This is a genomic window from Metapseudomonas otitidis, assembly GCF_900111835.1.
GTDB lineage: Bacteria > Pseudomonadota > Gammaproteobacteria > Pseudomonadales > Pseudomonadaceae > Metapseudomonas > Metapseudomonas otitidis.
This window is the reverse complement of the sequence record NZ_FOJP01000037.1, coordinates 1-16,662: the sequence shown is the minus strand read 5'-3', so window position 1 is coordinate 16,662 and position 16,662 is coordinate 1. Positions and strand designations below refer to the sequence as shown.

Here is a 16,662-nt window from a genome sequence, read left to right as displayed (position 1 = left end):
CTGCCTCCCGACGCCTCGCGGGCGAGAGCGGGGTTTACAAGGGGCAGCGCCCCTTGGTGTTGGTCTGCCGTCCAGGGTGCAACCCTGGCCCCCCCGGGAGGGGTGCTCTGTTCCGCGCCGTGCCGTAGGCACGAAGTGCGCGGGCGTCATTTGGGTGGAGCTTGCGACACCCCCCTTCTGATTCTTTTGAAAGCGTCCTGATTAAGGGCCGACACTTAATTTGAATGATCCCGACACTTAACTTTTTCTTCCTCGCGCGCACGCGCTGCGGCGGCGGCCAGGCCGCCGCTCGCCGGGGGATTCCGTCTTCTTGGGGGGGTAGCCGGCGCCGTGGGCACCGGCATCACGGGGGAAATGCCTCCAGTCGCTGCCGATCAGGCAGGGGGAGGCGCCGGCTGGGGATCAACCGGCTAGCTTCTTGGTCAGTATCGCTTCTGCCAGTTGTCGGCAGGTCGCGCCGTCCCTGGTGGGGTCTTCCTCCTTCAACGCCATCACCAGGTTGTTGAACATTCGTCCATAGGTTTCGGCGTCGATCTGCGGCCCCCCAGGTGGCCCGCCTGGGGGAGCACCAATCCGAGGTAAACCGCCCGCGCCGCCCCGACGAACAACCAGCATCCGGCCTATCGCCAGAGCGCTCCTAGACCACTGTCCGAGGTTGCCGCCCTGCTTCTTCGCCTTCTTGGCCAGACGTTCGCTGGCTCTCTGACGTTCGTGCTTCAGCCACTTCAGCAAGCCGAATGCCCCGAACAATAGGCTGTTTACAGCCTTCACCGCCGCCAGGCCCCGGTAAGAACCATCGTCCTGGAGCTGTCGCGGCTGGGAGACTGTCAGGATGTTGCTGAACTTGAGGTCTGCGACAGCGCGCTCGATGCGGCGCAGGCCCATCCCCGTGAATTCAGCCAGGTAATCGAAGGTGAGCGACTGGAAGCCCGAGGGCCCTGGAACGCCGCACCTGAGCGACGTCAGGTCGGTGTACTCCAGGATCACCCCCATGACCAAGATGCACGCCTCGCGCCGTTCGCTGCGCTGCTGCCGCTTGCTGCCGTTGGCTGCGTTCAAGGATGGCAGGCGCGAGGGCGAGCGGTAGTACTGACGCACCTCTTCCTGAAGGCGCTGCAGGATCTTCGGACGATTTTTCAGCGTCGAGGGCTTCACCAGCTCCAGCCGCGGTGCGTCTGGCTGGTGGCCACAGTAGTTGCCGCCGTTATTAACGCGCGGCACATACTTCCTTGTTTCTATCGCCATAACCCCCCGCATAGATGGCGGTGAGCCGGCGATAAATGGCACTTTTCAAACTTGCGCGCAGGCGCAGTGAAAGCCATAATCAGCTCACCCCTAAGTGAGCAGGTTTCCTCCGCCAAGATTCGACCTGCTCTTTTTCTTTCCAAAAAGCCCGGTTACCAGCCGGGCTTTTTGGTTTCTGTATTAAGTCTCTACGCTACTTGCAGCCTCACCTCACGAAAGCCGACGCGAGCTGCGTCAGCGCTTACCGATTCCAAGCTCTTGTAGATCTTCTGCCGCGTGGAACGAGCCACGGTCATGTACTCATGCGCGCCATCAGCGCGCTCGACCACTAGCACCCACGCACCCTTTTCCAGGGGAGCCGGAGCGACGATAGCCGCCTTCAGGGCCCCACCTTCAAACAGCTTGCGCATCGCAGACAGGTCCACGGCCATCGCACCCTCTCGTCGTGCTCGATCTGGTAAATCGACTGAAGACTAAGTGCCACAGCATGAAAATGCAAATTCATGAGCATGGATCAGCAATTTCGTGCGGGAGTCAGCGCGCTCCAGTCAGCTCGAAATCGTCCGGCAACGTCACGGCGACGCTGCGAAAACCAATCCGCCAGGCGTCCATCATCGCGGCGTTGACACGGTTGTAGACCTTGACCTGGCTGGTCTGCGCAGCCAGCGTGACGGCCACCACCTCACCGCTCTGCTTGGTGACCTTAAGCAACCAGCCATCCACCTCGGCAGGCTCAACAGTCGCACCAACCAACAGGCCGCCATCGAAAAGCTCTTTCAGAAATGCTAGGCGCACGTTTTTTCCTTACTGCTGCTTGTCCACAAGAGGCCGGGCGCTGCCCGCCTCTCGCGCCGCCTTCGGCGGCTTCTCTCCAACCCGCTCTCGCCCGCGAGGCGTCGGGAGGCAGGGGGAAGAGCACCCCCTACCTCCCGCCTTCAGGCTCTTTGTCTCTCCAGGCCGTCAAGGGGCCGTGTCCTCGCCCCGTAGGGGCTGCGGGCCGCACCTACCCCTTGACCGCCTTCCGCGACGCTGGGGCCCTCCAGGGGCCTTACAGGCGTCCGCATCCATCGACACTCACCGCCGTGAACAACCAGGTCCACCAGCTGCAGCGCCTGCAGGCGCTGCGACAACACCGCCAGGGGATCGAGCACCGGGATCCGCCTGGCGTCAGTGGCACTAGATGTTGTGTCGATCGGATCCGCCGGCGACACCATATCTAGTGTTTTCACGGTCACTCCTTGTCCTTGGGCTCGTAAACGCGGAGAACCAGGCGGCCGGATACTGCGATCCCTGGTGTCAGCTCGATGTTGATCCCCTTCCCATCGGCGTTGCTGAAGCCCGCGCCTACGCGAGTCCAGTGGGTCTTACGGTCATCCTCGGGGCCATATTCATGGGCGACCAGGGCGTCATAGCGGATCTTCTGTGCAGTTTCTTTGCTTGCCATTGGGAAATACCTCGTTGGGATAGATGGGGTGCTTAGTCTTCTGGCTCGCCGTACAAGGCGTGCCAGGCTTCTCGAACAGCCTCGTCCGAGGCGCTGGACAGCTCGTCCAGCGACTCGTCCTGGTAACCGCTGGCAACCAACAGTGCAGCGGCATCGAAGGACGAAAGCCCCTGTGCGGCGAAGTGAACCGCGCAAGCGCATTCGTAGTTCCATTGCTCAAAGATTTGGCTGGGCCTGACGCTCTTCACCACCTCGGCCGCGAGATCCTGAGCCAGAACGAATCGGCCTTTGTGGTAGATCAGCACCTGGCCGGCGACCTCGGCCAGCTCGGCGCTGGCCATCCCCCGGAACTGCGCGAGGTAGAAATCGCACCAGGTCGCAACACTGCGGCGATGTTCTGCAAGCCATTGGCGATCAGCATCAGTGAGCATTGTTCCTTCCTCTTCATTGGTGCCCGGATGCCCCGGGCCGCTCACCACTCGGCAGGTGACGCAAACCGCTGGGCTAGAATCAGCGAGCGGTCATAACTTCTTATTCCTGCTCAGCGCCGGCACGGCGATAGCCTTCCTGGATATAGCGATCCTTGTCGCTCTCGCTAACACTGAACTTCGGATCGTCTTTGCAGTAAGTCCGTATTTTCTTTTTCTTTTTGTAGATCATCGGCGGCTGCCAGCACTTCGTATAAACCGTCGGACAGTCTCCTTCGGTGAAGCCCGTCGTTTCACACATTTCCCAGGCGCCGCGCATATCGTTCTTATCGTTCCAGTCGAAGTCGAACTCACTGCCAGCGACGGCAGTGCTGGAAACTAAGAGCCCGGCGAATATGCCAATAAATATTTCTTTCATCCGTTACGCGCCTCCATCTTGGTCATGCCGGCTTTAATCCGACTTACATAGTTTTGTGTTTCCTCATACGGCGGAATGCCGTTGTACTTCTCGACAGCACCAGGCCCGGCGTTATATGCAGCCAAGGCCAAGTCCAATGATTTGAATCTCGCCAGCATCCTAGCGAGGTACTGAGTTCCAACATTGATATTCGACTCAGGATCGAATGGATCGATATTGAACTCATTGGAAAGTTCGTCCATCAGTTGCATCAACCCCTTGGCGCCCTTGGGGCTAACTGCGTTGGGGTTGTACTGCGACTCAACAAGAATGATCTGGTGAACCAGCTGGGGATCGAGGTTGCGCATTCGCGCATACCTGGTCACCAGCTCGGCATAGGGCGAGCCCTCCAGGGCTGCCGGCGGCGTACCGAATAGGCTAGTGTCGCCATCGACCGGCGCCCCCTCGGGGGCGCTGGCGGGCGCGGTAGGCTGCGGCGCTGCGCGCTTGAAGGCGTCGCGCATGGCGTTGATCTGATCCTCTGACCAGCTCCGGCGTCGGTTCTGATCCATGAACCCCGAGAACCTGGCCGGCGCCGAGGCGGCACCTGCAGGAGCGCTAGGCGCTACTGCAGATGGCCCACGCGGCGCTTCCGGGAAGAGGTATTCGTACAGCTCCGCCGAATCGGCGTCATGCTGCTCGACCTCAGCGGCGCTCGTTGCGCCGGCCAGGCCGAGCGCAAGAGCAGCCATGAGCGCCTTACTTGGTGATAGCAGGGAGAACGACATAATTCGCTTGCTCCGGCTCGTTATCGAAGCCCACGGGGCGCGTCAGGTCGCGATAGACGACATTGCGACTGGTCAGGTTGAAGAAATCGCCGGTGCCAACCACCTTCGTAGAGCTGCAGCCAGTCAGCACAGAAAGAACCGCAAAAATGATCATGGCCTTTTTCACGACTTACTCTCCGAGAACGAAATTAGCTTGTTGTTTCGGTCAACAACTATCCAATTGTCATTACCGATGAGAATTTGCAATGCGTCGATAATTGGCATTGTCCGGTGGATTTTTGCAATTGGTGGAATCTTGCGCTGGTAAATATCAACGGCATCTTTCGGAGCCGGATATACGACCACAAGCTGATAGCCTGTTGGTTCCAACAGATAGCGCGCGGCATCACCAACAGTTTTGACATCCTCCGGGTATACCGTTCTCGCATAGAGACTCAGAGGATCGATCTTGACGGGCTGCTCATCTTTCGCCATTGCGAAAGATGGAATAAGCACCAAGAAAACCAAGACTTTAATCAACATATTTTGCATAGAGGTCGCTCCAAGGCTCAACATACATTTCTTCTTCCACGATTACGCGGAAAGACTGGCCAGGCCGAATCGTCACAGTAGGCACTATGTTCAGGTACTTCTGGATCAAGGGAGAGAATTCACGACGGGCATTTTCCCCAACGTCACCGGCATAACTTCCCTCTTCATCACCAGTACCGCTATAGCTGGACTCACTGCTAATAAGTGCATAAGCCGCCACACCCAGGAACTGCGCCATAAAGTGATAGTCAACTTGATCCTCGATGGCGCCAACGCCTTCGCGGTCAACTGCGGATGCCTTGCTGAAGTCGATTTTATTGCCGTTCGGTAATACGCCCTCTTTGACCAAGAAGGCCACGCGATTAGAAATCGCCTCGTTGACGTTCCTGGTGCGTGCAACACCGATATTTATTTCCGTGCCTTTGGGGAACAGAACATATTGCCGCGTAGTGTCGTAAACATCGTGACTGACAATTGCCTGCAAAGAGCCAGTCATGTAGTCGGAAATAGACTTACGCATTAGCGTTGTCGGGATTAGCGTTCCTGGTGGAACTTTAATCTTCCCGGAAATATCGGCGTTGTATCTGTTGGACTTGGTATATCCAACAACATCCTCCGGCGCCCGGTTGAAGCTACTGGACACCTGCTGCAGCTGTTGCTTGGCCTGTTCCTGGTTGGGAGCAGGCCGGCCCGTAGCATTCGGCAGGCCAGCAGCACCCTTCGATGCCAGCTCAGCGCGCAAGCGCTGGGCCTCCTCGATCCGGCGCCGAACCTCGGCCCGTCGCTCCTCGATGCTGGCCGACTCGTTGAAGGGGCGGTTGAGCGTATCCAGAGCCCCCATCAGGTCATTACCACCACCTGCGGCCACAGAGCTGCGAGGCGCCGCCATCGCGGAGGGCGAAGCAGGCGCAGCCGCCGAGGCGGTAGTATTAGCGCTCTTTCCCAGGTTGCCTTTCGCCAGCCCCCAGCCGCTTTGTGCGCTCTGCAACGCGCGTAGCTTCTCGCGCTGCTCCCACTGGCGCATAGCCTTCTCAGCGGCCGACAGGTTAGCCTCGCCCCCTTGTTGGCCATCTGCTGCAGATCCGCCACTGCTTGCAGTTTTTCCGCTCTGCGCAAGCTTGTTGAATGACTCTTCAAGCGGGCTCAGCTCTTCGTCGGCGCCGGCATCCTGTGCCCCTCGGCTCGGACGGCGGTTGGCCACCAGCTGGTTGAACTGATCTTCACGATCACCCGCCTGGCCGGTCTGCTCTACCTTCGCCGGCTCAGTCTTGGGCTGTGGCTTCCCTCCCATCTTGGAAAAGATATTGATGAGCGTGAGCACGAACAGCAGCGCGAGAACAACGCCAAAGGCAATCCCCAGCCAGAGCTGCAACTTACGCCGGTAAGTTGCAGGCTGTTCGTCAATACGTGGTGCGGCTTCTGTGGTCATGTTGCCCCCTTAGAATTCGCCGTTGGTGCGGCCATCTGCGCGGGCAATACTGATCTTCGCGTCATCCACCCGGAGAGTGAACTTCGGATAAATGCCGGAAATTACGTACATGCCATAAGCATCATCGTATTTGGTCGGAACAATGGCGTTCTTTTCGCCAACTTCAGTTTCGACAGACAGCAATCCACGGTTCGGTTGGAACAGGCGGATGTAAGTGAACCGACCATCATCGTAAACATCGGAAATCAGGCCCTGGGCCGCGAAACCTTTGCCCTGATCCCAGCTGTAGCGGGTGTACACGTGATAACGGAAGCGGCGCAGCGCCTCCATGACGGCCTTACGCTTATCGTCCTCGGCGTCACGGCGCAGCTGCTGCAACTGCTGCTGCATGGTGGCTACCTGGGCGTTTGCGGCAGCTGCCCCCTGGGCCATGAAAGACGACTGTTGGCCTAGGGCCGCGCGAGCCCCCGAGCTGAAGAACATGCCATCGGCCACCACCTTGACGCACACGTCATTCCGGGCGCTGTCTTCGACGCGGTTTGCCACGATGTCATAGGCGTTGCCGTCAGCCGTCCAGGCGCGGATTACGGCCTTCTGGCCCTGCTCTTCTCGGCTGTTGGGCTTGATCATCACTTGGTTGGCCGCGCCCTCTGCGTTCCACAGGTCGGAGCTGCCCACGGGATCCGTGATGTTGTCGGCCGGCAGCTCAACCCGCGTGCCAAGATTGAGCGCGCTGTTGATCTGGATAACGCTGTCCGGCTTCCAATGAATTACCCGGCAAGTAGATGCCTGAGCGCTCACGGCAATCATCAGCAGCACCGGAACGGTGATAGCGGAAAGTTTGGTTTTCATCATTATTTGGCCTCTGCACTCGTGAAACTAGACGGGTCTTCAATCAGTTCGGCTTGCACGATCTCAACGCCAACAGGGTTTACGCGAAGCCAAGTTTTCTTCTTGCTCGACAGCTCTTTCTTTGGCAGTAAACGCCATTGAGCGCGAAGGATTAATTTTTCGGTACCGTTCGGCTTAACTAGCCCGGTCGCCGTTTTTGTGATCCTGGTGAAGTAAATATTCGAGCGAATCACTTCCCCATTCTTTTTATCGAATACCGCGGGAATCTTGTCGTAGTGGTCGGAAAAGCCCCACTCAATTTCAATTCGGTCAGAGTTCTTGTTGACCGAAATATCAGCCGCTTTCTGAGCCGCATTGAACCCGCCTGGCTGGGTACTCACGAAATCGTTGTACATGGGCTGTGACATAAATACGCCGGCCATGCCGAAGTCTCGCTTTATGGTTTCCGGCTGCTGGCCATAGCGCGACTTGATGTAAGTCTCAAACGCCTGGTCAATAGTGGATCGGAAATACAGCTGCTCATCATCCGGCGTGAAGTTATCTACATCTGAAGTACCGTCCGGATAGAGCTTCACATAGACTAACTCGGTATTGTTTTCGGCCTTTTTAAAACCATACCAGGCAAATGCAACTGCCAGAATCACAGCAAACACCTGGAACAGGCACAGCACAAACCAGCGATTTCGCTCTGCGCGAAGCTGTGCGTTCTGCTTGGGCTTATCAGTTTGAGCCTGAACTTTCTGAAGTTCGGCGTCATCCAAACGTGCGTTCATAACGCCTCCTTACTTAAGAAACTTACGGATAGCCATGTTGGTTGCCTTGCCCAAGCCGCCGCTCAGATTGCCCACGCCACCCGCAATCATCGAGGCGAATGCAAATGACGACAGGATGAACAAGATTGCAATAAGCAACATTGCTGACGCATCCAACAGCAAGTACATATTCTCTTTAGCAATCTGAACAACCTGCGCCGGGTCGCCGTAGTCGCCAGCGAAACTTACGCCAAGAGATTCAAGAATGGCTTTTACGGTAATTGCCGCAACCACCATAGTTGCCTTCAGGATGATCAGCAGGAATACAAAGCCACAGAAAAACTTAAACCACCCGTCGAACAGCGGGCGTGTCATCGGCAACAATAGAAACGGCACGAATATCAGACCAGTAATCTTTGCCAGCGCATAGCCAAATTCGGCCCACATTGCCGCCAACCAAAAGACAACATCGAGTAGCCCGCAGATTACCGTCCACTGTACGGTGTAAAGAATCAGTCTGATTGAGTCGAAAAGATCCAGATCGTCGAGAACCACCGCGCCAGTTGCTTTATGGATCCACTGCGATAGGAAGAAATTGTCGGTATTCCCGACCAGGTACTGCTGATAACCGTTAGAGAGCCCGACACCTACCCCCCAAATAGCTTCGGTGAATGCGTTGTAGCTGGCCATCAATCCCAATGTTACGAAGAGATAACAAAGCGCCTCAAGATGAGAAGCCGCATTAAACCCCTCAAAGATAAACTTCACGAACTCGATGAAGAGCAGCAAGAAAGCCAGGGCCAGGAACATCATCCAAGACCAGGTATAAATATCGTTATTGGTGTCTTGCATGATGCCGTTGACGAAGTTCGCCAACGCCCCAGCGAAGATCCCGCGCATCGTATCGGAGAGCGCCGCCTCGGCCGGCTGAATGAGAACCAGAGGCAGCAGAAAGACAACCAACAAGCCCAAGGCCAGGAACAGCGAACGGCGCTGCTTGGGCTGCAGCTGCTGCAAGGGGGAAGGCGGCAGCACCCCCTCCCCTTTCGCCACCAGTCGGGCAGCGCGGGTAGCACGCCAGGCGATGACCATGACAGCCACCGCGCCCAGCGCCACCAATAGGCTCAGGATCGGGATCACTCTTCACCCCCTTTACCAAGGGGGCAGCGGCGCACAATGTTCGCCGTTTGATAGCCCTTGCACTCCATGAACCAGGGATCGTCCTGCGACTGGCGTACCCCGAGGATGTTGGTCTGGATCCACCAGCCTTCTTCGGCGATAGCCTTCTTGCTGGCCGGGCCGGTGCGCCGAGCACTGAAATAGCCGCCCCTCGGTGCAGCCTCCCACTCCTTGCGCAGCTCGATCAGGGCCGCTTCAGCTTGTGCCTTGCTCATGCCGGCGTAATGCTTTTTGGCATAAACCTCGGAGCCACGTGTCGGATAACGCTCGTTAGCTTTGGCAGTGAACTCACTAACGCACTTGTCACGCTCGCCGACCGTTGCAAAGCCCCTCTTCTGGCAGACTTTAATGCCGTCCTGGATCATCTTTCCACGTGCGGCATCGGCTTCATCTGCGACAGCAGCACACGAAACAAATAAGGACAGAAGTGTTGCAATAAAAACTTTCATAGCGAACCTCAATATTCTACAAGGGGCGATTCATTTACGATGATTGGGCGGGCTTGGCGCGCCTTAACTTCGTTCAAAGTCGCTTTGCGCCCTACGTTCTGATTAGAGAAGTAGTGCGACTCCATTTGATTGGAATATTGAAGTTGCGCGTTATTAATGGCGCTTTGCTGCTGCAGCGCCTCGATGACAAGTTCGTTCTGCTCGGCCATTACCTGCAGCGTTGCCAGGTGATCTTCCGGGCCAAGGCTGGCCCGCTTACTGGCAACCTCGCCATAACGCCCCATCTGAACTTCCAGCTCGTCGTCCATGTCCTGGACGAACATGCTTTGCCCGACCGCCAGCTGCTCACGGGCGTAGCTCTGGCGGGCCGTCTCAGTGATGTGCTGCAGAGAATTCGAGTCGTAAGCAATCGACGCCAGATCGTCTTCTATGTCGCTCAGGCGCTGCGCCCGGGGGAAGAGGGTTTCCAGCTCGCGATTGATCTTCGTCCATCGGGCAGAGTCGAAGTCGGGCTTCATGCCCGGATAGGTGTTGATGACACTCCCATACTTCGCATAGATCTGCTGCCACTGCCGGTTAGAAATGCGGTTCTTCAAACCCTCCATCTGCCGCAACATGTGGTCATACTCAATCATCGTCTGCTCATAGAGCTTGATTGCTTCGGCCAGCTGGCTCTCATTGAGCGCGGTTTGCGCCATCGCTTCGGCGTACTGCTGCAACTGGTTGATGTAATCCGTAACAGACTGAGCAATAGCGGCAATATCCACAGTCGGGAAGCCACTCGCAGTTACTGGCACCGGCGCGATGCTCATAACAATTGCAGCAATAGCGGCTCGTAGAGTTACTTTGATATTCATCGTCACTCTCCTTTAAAGATGCGGCTGACCATCTGCTTGACTGCCTCGTCAATATCGTTCGGATATTGCTCCAGCATTTGTTTGACAATAACGGCCTCAGTCGGACGACTGGTGGCAATTACATATTCTTCAGGCGCGACATTGACATTCACCGTTTTTGAAATGCCAACTTCTCGCTGAATGATGTATGCCTGTTTACGCGGAGTGAGCGAGGCGATGGCATCGCACTCGCCGTCTTTGAGCTGGAAGGCTTGCTTGTACAAGTCCTTATCCATTTCCTGGTCGGGCATGAATATCCAGGTGGATGCAGAACTACGCAGAGTGTTCCATTCCGGGATATTCATGTAGTGCTCAGGGCTTTGAGTCCAGAAGCCCATTCCACCGAAGTGCTTGAACCAGGTACGCGCTTTTGCAACGGCGCGCTCTACGGATCCAGGAATACCGAAGATGTATTGGGCTTCGTCAATTTCCAGGAACTTCGGGACACTGCGGTACCGAGGATCCTCAAACAGCCGGATGACACGGTAGAAAATTTCGTTCATCACCAGCTGGGCCAGCTCGGGCATGTCCTTCACCCCGGCCAGGTTGTAGACAGCCAGGCGCTTGTCCATCTGACCAATGCCATCGACCTTGTTGTCGAAGAGGTTTCCGTACATGCCTCCACGCACCCAGCGGTTCAGCTTCTGCTTCAAGCCCTGGGCGCAGTGGTCAGCCAGCGAACTCATGTTCTGCATGTGCGGCGGAAGGTGGAGAACCGCCTGCAGGGCGCGGTCGAGGTCGCGCTGCTCATGGGCATCTAAGCTGCGCAACGCCTCGCTGTCGTTCAGCTTCAACATGATGCGGATCTGCGACAGCATGTGGTGGGTGAAATGCGCGTCGTCCACACCCCCCGCCGCCACGAACGGATTGAACCCGCGATCAGTTTCCGGGTTCTCGATGCGGAAGATCCCCCCATGATCCTTGAAGAACATGGCAAGGGGCTCGTCGCCCGGATCCACGCCGATGGACTGATACAGTGAGCCCAGCCCCTCGCCATTGCCGTACTTCATGAAGTGACCAGCCATGACGTTCTTGGTGAACGACTTACCAGAACGGGTCGGGCCAACGCCGAGGACTAGGCACTTATCGCCAATGAATGGCGTGTAGTGGAATGGCGTGCCGTCATCGCTCTCCAGGATGTAAACCGCTTCCTCCCGCTGCTCACCCCACGTCTTGATGCCTTCGCTGCTCTTGAAGACCAGGGCAGTCGCGCCGGCCTGGGAGGTTGTGAACTCGGAACTGCGGAAGCAGCGATTCGGATAACCAGGCAGCAGCATCGGGAACAAGTCGATCTGCCCAGCACTCTCCCACACCGGATGGAAGCCGCTCTGCGTCAACGCGGTGGCCATCTGGCGACAGGTCTGCCGGAGCTTGGCAGGGTCGCGGTCGAAGACCACAACATGCGAATGGAAGTGGCCATAGCGATCAGGGGTGTTCGCCGCCTCTTCCAGCTCCTGAACCTTCTTCTTGAGGATCCCGCTGTCGTTGATCTTCCGCTCAATCTCTGAGCTGACGTCCTCCCCCTTCATCAGCGCCGACAGCTTCATTTGGCTGCGGTGCAGTTCGTTCTCCTTGCCGGTCAGCATCAACGCTTTCTGCAGCGCCGTAAGCGGACTGAAACGGGTCATCACCAGGTAGTTGCCGTGCTGCAGGATCGGCTTAACGTCTCCCCTCCCCCACATGCCTTCCGGCACATGCTCGGCGCCATAACCCACCATCGACGCAATGCGGGCATAAACGGGCTCAGCGCCCTCGATCTTCAGGCACTCCATGCCGTCGATGTTGACCGGATGGATATCGCCATCTGCCAGCAGCCGGTCCCAATCGTCGCCCGGGACAGCCTCGTCCAGTGCGCTGTCCAGGTACTCGGGTCGCAGGTTGACCAATGCACGGAAAAGCGCCCACTGCTCCCGCACCCCCAGCCGCTGGTTAGACGCGGAGAGGATCTGCAGCTTGGCGTCGAGATCCTCCAAGGAGCTATCCAGAAGGTCGCATTGGCGGCGCAGCTCTTCTTGCTCGACCAGCCAGGCGCCCCAATTGGTCAGCTTGGCCTTCAGCAGCTCCCGCGACTTGCGCTCGAAAGGCGCTGAAAACAGCGCCTTGAGGGTGCCGGTAGCCAGCACCTTGTTGATGTTCTCCGTGGTAGGAACATCGAGCAGCCAAAACAAACGACCGCAACTGAGGTTGCGGTTGTTGTTGAGGAAGTCCATGCGCCGCTTCGACAGCATGTTGCTTCGCGGGTTGTCGCGCTCCTGGAGCGCAACCTTGGCCCCCTCGAAATGCCAGTAATACTGCGAGACAACCAGGTCTTGATTCAGGGTCTGAAGCAAGTTGCGCAGCAGCACGGAGGCTTTTTCCAAGTCCCCCTCACTCAACCCCTTGGGGTCGATACCGGACAGCTCAAGGCCGCCGATGAGGCCGCCTGCATGCGACAGGGTGAAGTCTTGCCATGCCCCGGCGAGCCAGAGGGCTTCGTTGAACGGGGTGCCTACTCGTGCTGCTTCGCCCATGACTTAGAACCCCTGATACCAGGCCAGCAGCAGCGCCAGGTTGAACAGCGCGATACCACCGACGCAGACACGGGCGATCCAGGCAACCGCCGCAGAGCCGGACTTGGGCGCCATCACCCACAGGCCAATACCGGCAGCCGCGGAAACGAAGACGATGAAGAGCACTCCCGGCCCACCGACGAAGTTGACCAGCTCCTGCATGAAACCGGCGAAGGCGGCCAGAGGGCCGTCGCCAGGGGAGCCCAGGTCAACGTCGTTGTTTGCGGCCAAGGCCAGCGGAGAGAGGAAGAGGCTAGCGAACAGCCAGAAAACGCGGTTCAGCATTTGGTTAGTTCCTTTTCGTGATGGTGGTTACTTGCAAGTTGCCGTCAGCACGGCGAGACAGAAGCAGCACACGGCGCCGAGTGCTGCGACTGACGGTGAGCCTGGCCGCAGCAAAGAGGCTGCGCAGCCAGACGATGTAGGCTTCGGGATCGTCCTTGTGGACGAGGTAGACGGGGATCAGTACCAGCAGACCGATGACTAGGCTTGAGCCCAGGCCGAGGTAGATGGGCAGATAGACGCAGAAGACGACAGCAGCGAAGGCGACCAGGAACAGCGTTCCAATGAAAACACGCGACGGGATTCCAAGAATCATGTCGCGCTGGGTGAACACCGCTTTATTTTTGAGGTTGGGGTTTCTATGCTCGCCCATTTATTAACGACTCCTTGTCCAGAAATGTATAGAGATATGCGCATAAATATACACATATCTAGAGCTATGGCAATGCCTAGCCCTACCGGTGCCACTGCATGAGCAGATCAACGCCGACGAACATCACGCTGCCAGGACAAGTCCTGGAAGAGACGGATCAAAAATTGGTGGAACCCTTGCAGTCCGAAAGGTTTTTCGGACGACCATCGCGCTCGATGGTCATACGGGCTTTGCTTGAAATCGCACTTGAGAACAGCGACCGCTTCGATCCTCGGAAGGCTCGCGATTACGAGACTCTGAAGGCCGAGCTGCGCCGGATCCTGTTGGATCGCACGGGGACTTAACCTGGCATCGTCCATTGATGCCTAACGACTAGCGGGGAGGAACTTACCCCGCTGCGTCGTGCCCGCCAAGTCCTTCCATGTCAAAAAACCGAAATGTGTAACTTTCTTCACACATTTCAGACAGGTCTTAGCCAAAAGATTGGCGGATCATAAGAGCAAAGCGACTACCCTGCGTGTAAGCCATTCGCCATGCGGCATCAGCTCAGCAGCCAATTCAGGGCGTCCCGGAGAGCTGCAAGCGGATCGCCGTAGCCCGCATCCTCCGAGCCCGCCACCTGCTCGCCACTCATCAATCCGCGCCACTCATACCAGGCCATTTCCGGCCTACCGTAGACCTCTATCGCATGTATCCGATCCAGCTCAAAGCGATACAAGTTCCGCACCCCTTCCCCTTCTGGCTCTCGCCACTGCGGCGCGGCCTGGCCGACCAGGTAGCCGATGCCGGCACGCTGGCACAACATCACCCAGCAGCTGTAGGCAATATCTTCCTCGGCGGTAGTCCAGCGGTTGACCTGGCGGCGTGACACCCCGAGGAAGTCACCGGCAGCCCGTGGGTCCAGACCAGCCATTTGCAGCACCTGCCGAACTTCCGGCGCAGTTGGTGCCACCCACCCCTCAGCAAACAGACGAAGGCTGTCCCCGCGAACATACGTGGTCGACACCTGATAGGTTCCTTGAGTCTCCATAGTTTTCTCCAGACGTGAGAAAGCGGTGGGCTGCTAAAGCAGCCCACGCTCTGCGAAGGAAAAGTAATCGCTATGGCTGACCACCATGTGATCAATCAAGCGAACCTCAACGAGAGACAATGCGTCCTGGAGCTTCACAGTCAGAGTTCGATCTGCCTGGGAAGGCTCCACGCACCCGCTTGGATGGTTGTGTACGGCTATCGCTGCGGCGGCGTTGCAGGCTAGAGCCTCCTGCACCACCACTCGCGGGTAGACGCTCGCACCGCTGATAGAGCCATGAAACAGGCTCTTATAGGTTAGTACCCGATGCCTGGTATCCAGGAAGATCATTCCGAAGTGTTCATTGCGCTCCGGCCCCAACAGCAGCCGAAGATAGCAACGCACAGCCTCAGGCGACTCTAAAGCTGCTTTCCCCTGCAGCTTGCGCTCCAGGATCTCCAGCGCCTGGGCAATGATGCCCCGTTCCTCATCGGTAAAGTCTTGCATGCGGAATTCTCCGTTTGTGACGCCGAGCCATTCGCACGGCGCAGGCAGTATAGCCCCGCTAGAGCCCCTTGAAGTAGTCCGCCCGCTCCTGCTGCTCGCGCTCCAGCAACTCGTCCGCGAAAAGCGGCGCCTGTCTCTGCAAGCGAGCCTCCAGCCTCTTGAGACGGACAGCTCCCTTGCGCTCGGCAGTCCACCGCTTGACCGCCTTAGACTGCGGAAAGTCAACGCACAGCCCGTAGCCCTGCGGCCTGGTAGCCCAACAATCAAGAATCTCCTGGGGCGCCCTCTGACCAGGCGGCACCTGCACCACCATAAGCTCCAGCGGCCCCGGGCACGGCGTATACGGCAGGCACCACCGCACCGAATATCGCCACCGAATGTCTACCGCTCCCGGCACACCAGCTTCGCTCGACTTCATTCCGAACCCCCCACAGGTGGCCCGGCTCACGCCGGGCCGGGCTGTCATCAGTCGATGATATGAGCGATGGTGTTCCACTCCACATGCTCGCGCGCGAACGCGAGCAGCCAGTGGTAGTGATCGGCCAGGCCGTCGAGCTGGTAGCGCCCCCAAACGCGATTGATCGCAAAGAGGCAGGCAACGATGCCAGCGGCATCGGCGCTCAGCTCACCCTCATTACCGCTACCCTGGCTCAGCAGCACGAAGCGTTCAGGTGCATTCGGCGCCATGTAGAAGCCGCCATTCGACAGCTCGTAGAACTCCCAATAGCCGCCCTGGTAGGCGCTGGCCAGCTCGCCCATTGCATCCATGACAGCATGCTCAACGACCATCATCAGACGGCCGAAATGACGCGGAAGGGTGTTCAAGCGAGAGCGCTCGGAAACGCGGCGGGAGGAAACAGCAGAGAGTTGTTGCGTGGTCATGTCGGAATTCTCCGGGTAAGGGTCGAACCATTCGTCCAACCTGCAGGGCCCATTATACAGAGCCTCGGCCTGCCGATCAAGAATTATGATTGCATTTTTAGCATTCCAGGCAGCTGCCGGCACCGAATAATGATTGCAAAAAAGAAAGGGGCTCAAGGCCCCTTTCCACTCACCACACCGCGCGAAGCCCTTGCGTGACCTCATCGAGGTCAGGCATGGGGTCGCCCGCAGCTTCATTGTCCCGGTCGATCAGCTCCACCGCCAACCCCTGCACGTCCGACCACACCCCTTGCAAGCAACCACCACTGATGAGAACCACCACGGTCGATTCGGGCATGCTCCCCTTCAGTGCCTCCCTGGTGGATTCAACCAGGGGCAATGGGGCTATCTGACTGTCTTCCCAACTGTCGATAGACAGCCAGCGAGACAACAGGTTACGCAGCAGCTTCAGCTCTTCACAGGTATCGGTCATTTCAGAGTTCTCCGGTTGTTGCGCTGAGCCATTCGCCCAGCGAGGCCAACTCTAGCACACCCCCCACTGATTGCATTTTCTCGACCTGGTGGATCCTCGATGGCGGAAAAACGATTGCAATCTGCCCTGCAGGATCCGCGCGGCCGGCGCCGGCCGTCACGGTGGCCACGTCCACCAGCTGCAGCAGCTCGACCTCGG

The 16,662-nt window shown here is 57.8% G+C and carries 24 protein-coding genes; 1 reads left to right on the top strand and 23 read right to left on the bottom strand.

The window, feature by feature from the left end:
- Positions 1 to 402: 402 nt before the first annotated feature.
- The 18 genes from BM198_RS28850 to BM198_RS28760 form a co-directional block, all read right to left on the bottom strand.
- Positions 403 to 1,245 carry a hypothetical protein gene (locus BM198_RS28850; RefSeq protein ID WP_139233738.1) on the bottom strand — a complete coding sequence of 281 codons (843 nt, stop codon included), beginning with the start codon at positions 1,243 to 1,245 and terminating at the stop codon, positions 403 to 405.
- A 188-nt stretch (positions 1,246 to 1,433) separates the two neighbouring features.
- Positions 1,434 to 1,676, bottom strand: coding sequence for a hypothetical protein (locus BM198_RS28845; RefSeq protein WP_052157347.1), 243 nt, complete (start codon positions 1,674 to 1,676; stop codon positions 1,434 to 1,436).
- 103 nt (positions 1,677 to 1,779) lie between these two features.
- Positions 1,780 to 2,040: a hypothetical protein gene (locus BM198_RS28840; protein ID WP_034017860.1), complete on the bottom strand. Its 261-nt coding sequence runs from the start codon at positions 2,038 to 2,040 to the stop codon at positions 1,780 to 1,782.
- Between the two features lie 436 nt (positions 2,041 to 2,476).
- Entirely contained in the window at positions 2,477 to 2,689 is a 213-nt protein-coding gene (locus tag BM198_RS28830; RefSeq protein ID WP_196913663.1) for a hypothetical protein, read from the bottom strand.
- A gap of 32 nt (positions 2,690 to 2,721) precedes the next feature.
- Positions 2,722 to 3,120: a hypothetical protein gene (locus BM198_RS28825; protein WP_074974237.1), complete on the bottom strand. Its 399-nt coding sequence runs from the start codon at positions 3,118 to 3,120 to the stop codon at positions 2,722 to 2,724.
- Positions 3,121 to 3,220: 100 nt separating this feature from the next.
- Positions 3,221 to 3,535 carry a hypothetical protein gene (locus BM198_RS28820; protein WP_074974235.1) on the bottom strand — a complete coding sequence of 105 codons (315 nt, stop codon included), beginning with the start codon at positions 3,533 to 3,535 and terminating at the stop codon, positions 3,221 to 3,223.
- Positions 3,532 to 4,302 (bottom strand): lytic transglycosylase domain-containing protein, encoded by a 771-nt coding sequence (locus tag BM198_RS28815; RefSeq protein ID WP_083422503.1) that lies wholly within the window; start codon positions 4,300 to 4,302, stop codon positions 3,532 to 3,534. Before BM198_RS28815 ends, BM198_RS28820 begins: the two co-directional genes overlap by 4 nt.
- Positions 4,274 to 4,468: a hypothetical protein gene (locus BM198_RS30015; RefSeq protein ID WP_034017847.1), complete on the bottom strand. Its 195-nt coding sequence runs from the start codon at positions 4,466 to 4,468 to the stop codon at positions 4,274 to 4,276. The genes BM198_RS28815 and BM198_RS30015 overlap by 29 nt, the downstream gene beginning before the upstream one ends.
- Positions 4,465 to 4,857 (bottom strand): hypothetical protein, encoded by a 393-nt coding sequence (locus BM198_RS28805; protein WP_244165750.1) that lies wholly within the window; start codon positions 4,855 to 4,857, stop codon positions 4,465 to 4,467. Before BM198_RS28805 ends, BM198_RS30015 begins: the two co-directional genes overlap by 4 nt.
- Positions 4,814 to 6,262 carry a TraB/TrbI/VirB10 family type IV secretion system protein gene (locus tag BM198_RS28800; RefSeq protein ID WP_083422502.1) on the bottom strand — a complete coding sequence of 483 codons (1,449 nt, stop codon included), beginning with the start codon at positions 6,260 to 6,262 and terminating at the stop codon, positions 4,814 to 4,816. The genes BM198_RS28805 and BM198_RS28800 overlap by 44 nt, the downstream gene beginning before the upstream one ends.
- A 9-nt stretch (positions 6,263 to 6,271) precedes the next feature.
- Positions 6,272 to 7,117: a TrbG/VirB9 family P-type conjugative transfer protein gene (locus BM198_RS28795; RefSeq protein ID WP_231387827.1), complete on the bottom strand. Its 846-nt coding sequence runs from the start codon at positions 7,115 to 7,117 to the stop codon at positions 6,272 to 6,274.
- On the bottom strand, positions 7,117 to 7,887 hold the full coding sequence (locus BM198_RS28790) for a hypothetical protein (RefSeq protein ID WP_058165547.1): 771 nt from the start codon (positions 7,885 to 7,887) through the stop codon (positions 7,117 to 7,119). Before BM198_RS28790 ends, BM198_RS28795 begins: the two co-directional genes overlap by 1 nt.
- Before the next feature lie 9 nt (positions 7,888 to 7,896).
- Positions 7,897 to 9,006 carry a hypothetical protein gene (locus tag BM198_RS28785; RefSeq protein ID WP_074974227.1) on the bottom strand — a complete coding sequence of 370 codons (1,110 nt, stop codon included), beginning with the start codon at positions 9,004 to 9,006 and terminating at the stop codon, positions 7,897 to 7,899.
- The gene (locus BM198_RS28780; RefSeq protein ID WP_139233737.1) at positions 9,003 to 9,494 is read right to left on the bottom strand and encodes a hypothetical protein; all 492 of its coding nucleotides are present in this window, start codon (positions 9,492 to 9,494) and stop codon (positions 9,003 to 9,005) included. Before BM198_RS28780 ends, BM198_RS28785 begins: the two co-directional genes overlap by 4 nt.
- Before the next feature lie 8 nt (positions 9,495 to 9,502).
- The gene (locus BM198_RS28775; RefSeq protein WP_074974223.1) at positions 9,503 to 10,351 is read right to left on the bottom strand and encodes a hypothetical protein; all 849 of its coding nucleotides are present in this window, start codon (positions 10,349 to 10,351) and stop codon (positions 9,503 to 9,505) included.
- A gap of 2 nt (positions 10,352 to 10,353) precedes the next feature.
- Positions 10,354 to 12,900 carry a VirB4 family type IV secretion system protein gene (locus tag BM198_RS28770; RefSeq protein WP_074974221.1) on the bottom strand — a complete coding sequence of 849 codons (2,547 nt, stop codon included), beginning with the start codon at positions 12,898 to 12,900 and terminating at the stop codon, positions 10,354 to 10,356.
- A gap of 3 nt (positions 12,901 to 12,903) precedes the next feature.
- Entirely contained in the window at positions 12,904 to 13,224 is a 321-nt protein-coding gene (locus tag BM198_RS28765) for a hypothetical protein (protein WP_034017831.1), read from the bottom strand.
- A gap of 4 nt (positions 13,225 to 13,228) precedes the next feature.
- Complete coding sequence (locus BM198_RS28760; RefSeq protein WP_052157341.1) at positions 13,229 to 13,594, bottom strand: hypothetical protein; 366 nt, start codon at positions 13,592 to 13,594, stop codon at positions 13,229 to 13,231.
- A 98-nt stretch (positions 13,595 to 13,692) separates the two neighbouring features.
- On the opposite strand from BM198_RS28760, the gene BM198_RS30010 reads away from it, so the two are divergent.
- The gene (locus tag BM198_RS30010) at positions 13,693 to 13,938 is read left to right on the top strand and encodes a hypothetical protein (RefSeq protein WP_034017828.1); all 246 of its coding nucleotides are present in this window, start codon (positions 13,693 to 13,695) and stop codon (positions 13,936 to 13,938) included.
- A 197-nt stretch (positions 13,939 to 14,135) separates the two neighbouring features.
- Here BM198_RS30010 and BM198_RS28755 read toward each other — a convergent pair whose 3' ends face one another.
- From BM198_RS28755 to BM198_RS30355, 5 genes are all read right to left on the bottom strand, one after another.
- Entirely contained in the window at positions 14,136 to 14,624 is a 489-nt protein-coding gene (locus tag BM198_RS28755; protein WP_058165557.1) for a hypothetical protein, read from the bottom strand.
- Between the two features lie 33 nt (positions 14,625 to 14,657).
- Positions 14,658 to 15,110 (bottom strand): RadC family protein, encoded by a 453-nt coding sequence (gene radC / locus BM198_RS28750; protein WP_058165559.1) that lies wholly within the window; start codon positions 15,108 to 15,110, stop codon positions 14,658 to 14,660.
- 465 nt (positions 15,111 to 15,575) lie between these two features.
- Positions 15,576 to 15,992, bottom strand: a complete 417-nt coding sequence (locus BM198_RS28740; protein ID WP_074974219.1) for an antirestriction protein — start codon at positions 15,990 to 15,992, stop codon at positions 15,576 to 15,578.
- Positions 15,993 to 16,161: 169 nt separating this feature from the next.
- Positions 16,162 to 16,464 (bottom strand): hypothetical protein, encoded by a 303-nt coding sequence (locus BM198_RS28735; RefSeq protein ID WP_058165564.1) that lies wholly within the window; start codon positions 16,462 to 16,464, stop codon positions 16,162 to 16,164.
- Position 16,465: 1 nt separating this feature from the next.
- The coding region (locus tag BM198_RS30355; RefSeq protein ID WP_208610389.1) for a hypothetical protein at positions 16,466 to 16,662 on the bottom strand (197 nt) is incomplete at its 5' end.

Bases quoted from the DNA above. Each gene is read 5' to 3' on its own strand.
- BM198_RS28850 (WP_139233738.1), bottom strand. From the start codon at position 1,245: ATGGCGATAGAAACAAGGAAGTATGTGCCGCGCGTTAATAACGGCGGC.
- BM198_RS28845 (WP_052157347.1), bottom strand. From the start codon at position 1,676: ATGGCCGTGGACCTGTCTGCGATGCGCAAGCTGTTTGAAGGTGGGGCC.
- BM198_RS28830 (WP_196913663.1), bottom strand. From the start codon at position 2,689: ATGGCAAGCAAAGAAACTGCACAGAAGATCCGCTATGACGCCCTGGTC.
- BM198_RS28825 (WP_074974237.1), bottom strand. From the start codon at position 3,120: ATGCTCACTGATGCTGATCGCCAATGGCTTGCAGAACATCGCCGCAGT.
- BM198_RS28820 (WP_074974235.1), bottom strand. From the start codon at position 3,535: ATGAAAGAAATATTTATTGGCATATTCGCCGGGCTCTTAGTTTCCAGC.
- BM198_RS28815 (WP_083422503.1), bottom strand. From the start codon at position 4,302: ATGTCGTTCTCCCTGCTATCACCAAGTAAGGCGCTCATGGCTGCTCTT.
- BM198_RS28805 (WP_244165750.1), bottom strand. From the start codon at position 4,857: ATGTTGAGCCTTGGAGCGACCTCTATGCAAAATATGTTGATTAAAGTC.
- BM198_RS28800 (WP_083422502.1), bottom strand. From the start codon at position 6,262: ATGACCACAGAAGCCGCACCACGTATTGACGAACAGCCTGCAACTTAC.
- BM198_RS28795 (WP_231387827.1), bottom strand. From the start codon at position 7,117: ATGATGAAAACCAAACTTTCCGCTATCACCGTTCCGGTGCTGCTGATG.
- BM198_RS28790 (WP_058165547.1), bottom strand. From the start codon at position 7,887: ATGAACGCACGTTTGGATGACGCCGAACTTCAGAAAGTTCAGGCTCAA.
- BM198_RS28780 (WP_139233737.1), bottom strand. From the start codon at position 9,494: ATGAAAGTTTTTATTGCAACACTTCTGTCCTTATTTGTTTCGTGTGCT.
- BM198_RS28775 (WP_074974223.1), bottom strand. From the start codon at position 10,351: ATGAATATCAAAGTAACTCTACGAGCCGCTATTGCTGCAATTGTTATG.
- BM198_RS28770 (WP_074974221.1), bottom strand. From the start codon at position 12,900: ATGGGCGAAGCAGCACGAGTAGGCACCCCGTTCAACGAAGCCCTCTGG.
- BM198_RS28765 (WP_034017831.1), bottom strand. From the start codon at position 13,224: ATGCTGAACCGCGTTTTCTGGCTGTTCGCTAGCCTCTTCCTCTCTCCG.
- BM198_RS28760 (WP_052157341.1), bottom strand. From the start codon at position 13,594: ATGGGCGAGCATAGAAACCCCAACCTCAAAAATAAAGCGGTGTTCACC.
- BM198_RS30010 (WP_034017828.1), top strand. From the start codon at position 13,693: ATGAGCAGATCAACGCCGACGAACATCACGCTGCCAGGACAAGTCCTG.
- BM198_RS28755 (WP_058165557.1), bottom strand. From the start codon at position 14,624: ATGGAGACTCAAGGAACCTATCAGGTGTCGACCACGTATGTTCGCGGG.
- radC (WP_058165559.1), bottom strand. From the start codon at position 15,110: ATGCAAGACTTTACCGATGAGGAACGGGGCATCATTGCCCAGGCGCTG.
- BM198_RS28740 (WP_074974219.1), bottom strand. From the start codon at position 15,992: ATGACCACGCAACAACTCTCTGCTGTTTCCTCCCGCCGCGTTTCCGAG.
- BM198_RS28735 (WP_058165564.1), bottom strand. From the start codon at position 16,464: ATGACCGATACCTGTGAAGAGCTGAAGCTGCTGCGTAACCTGTTGTCT.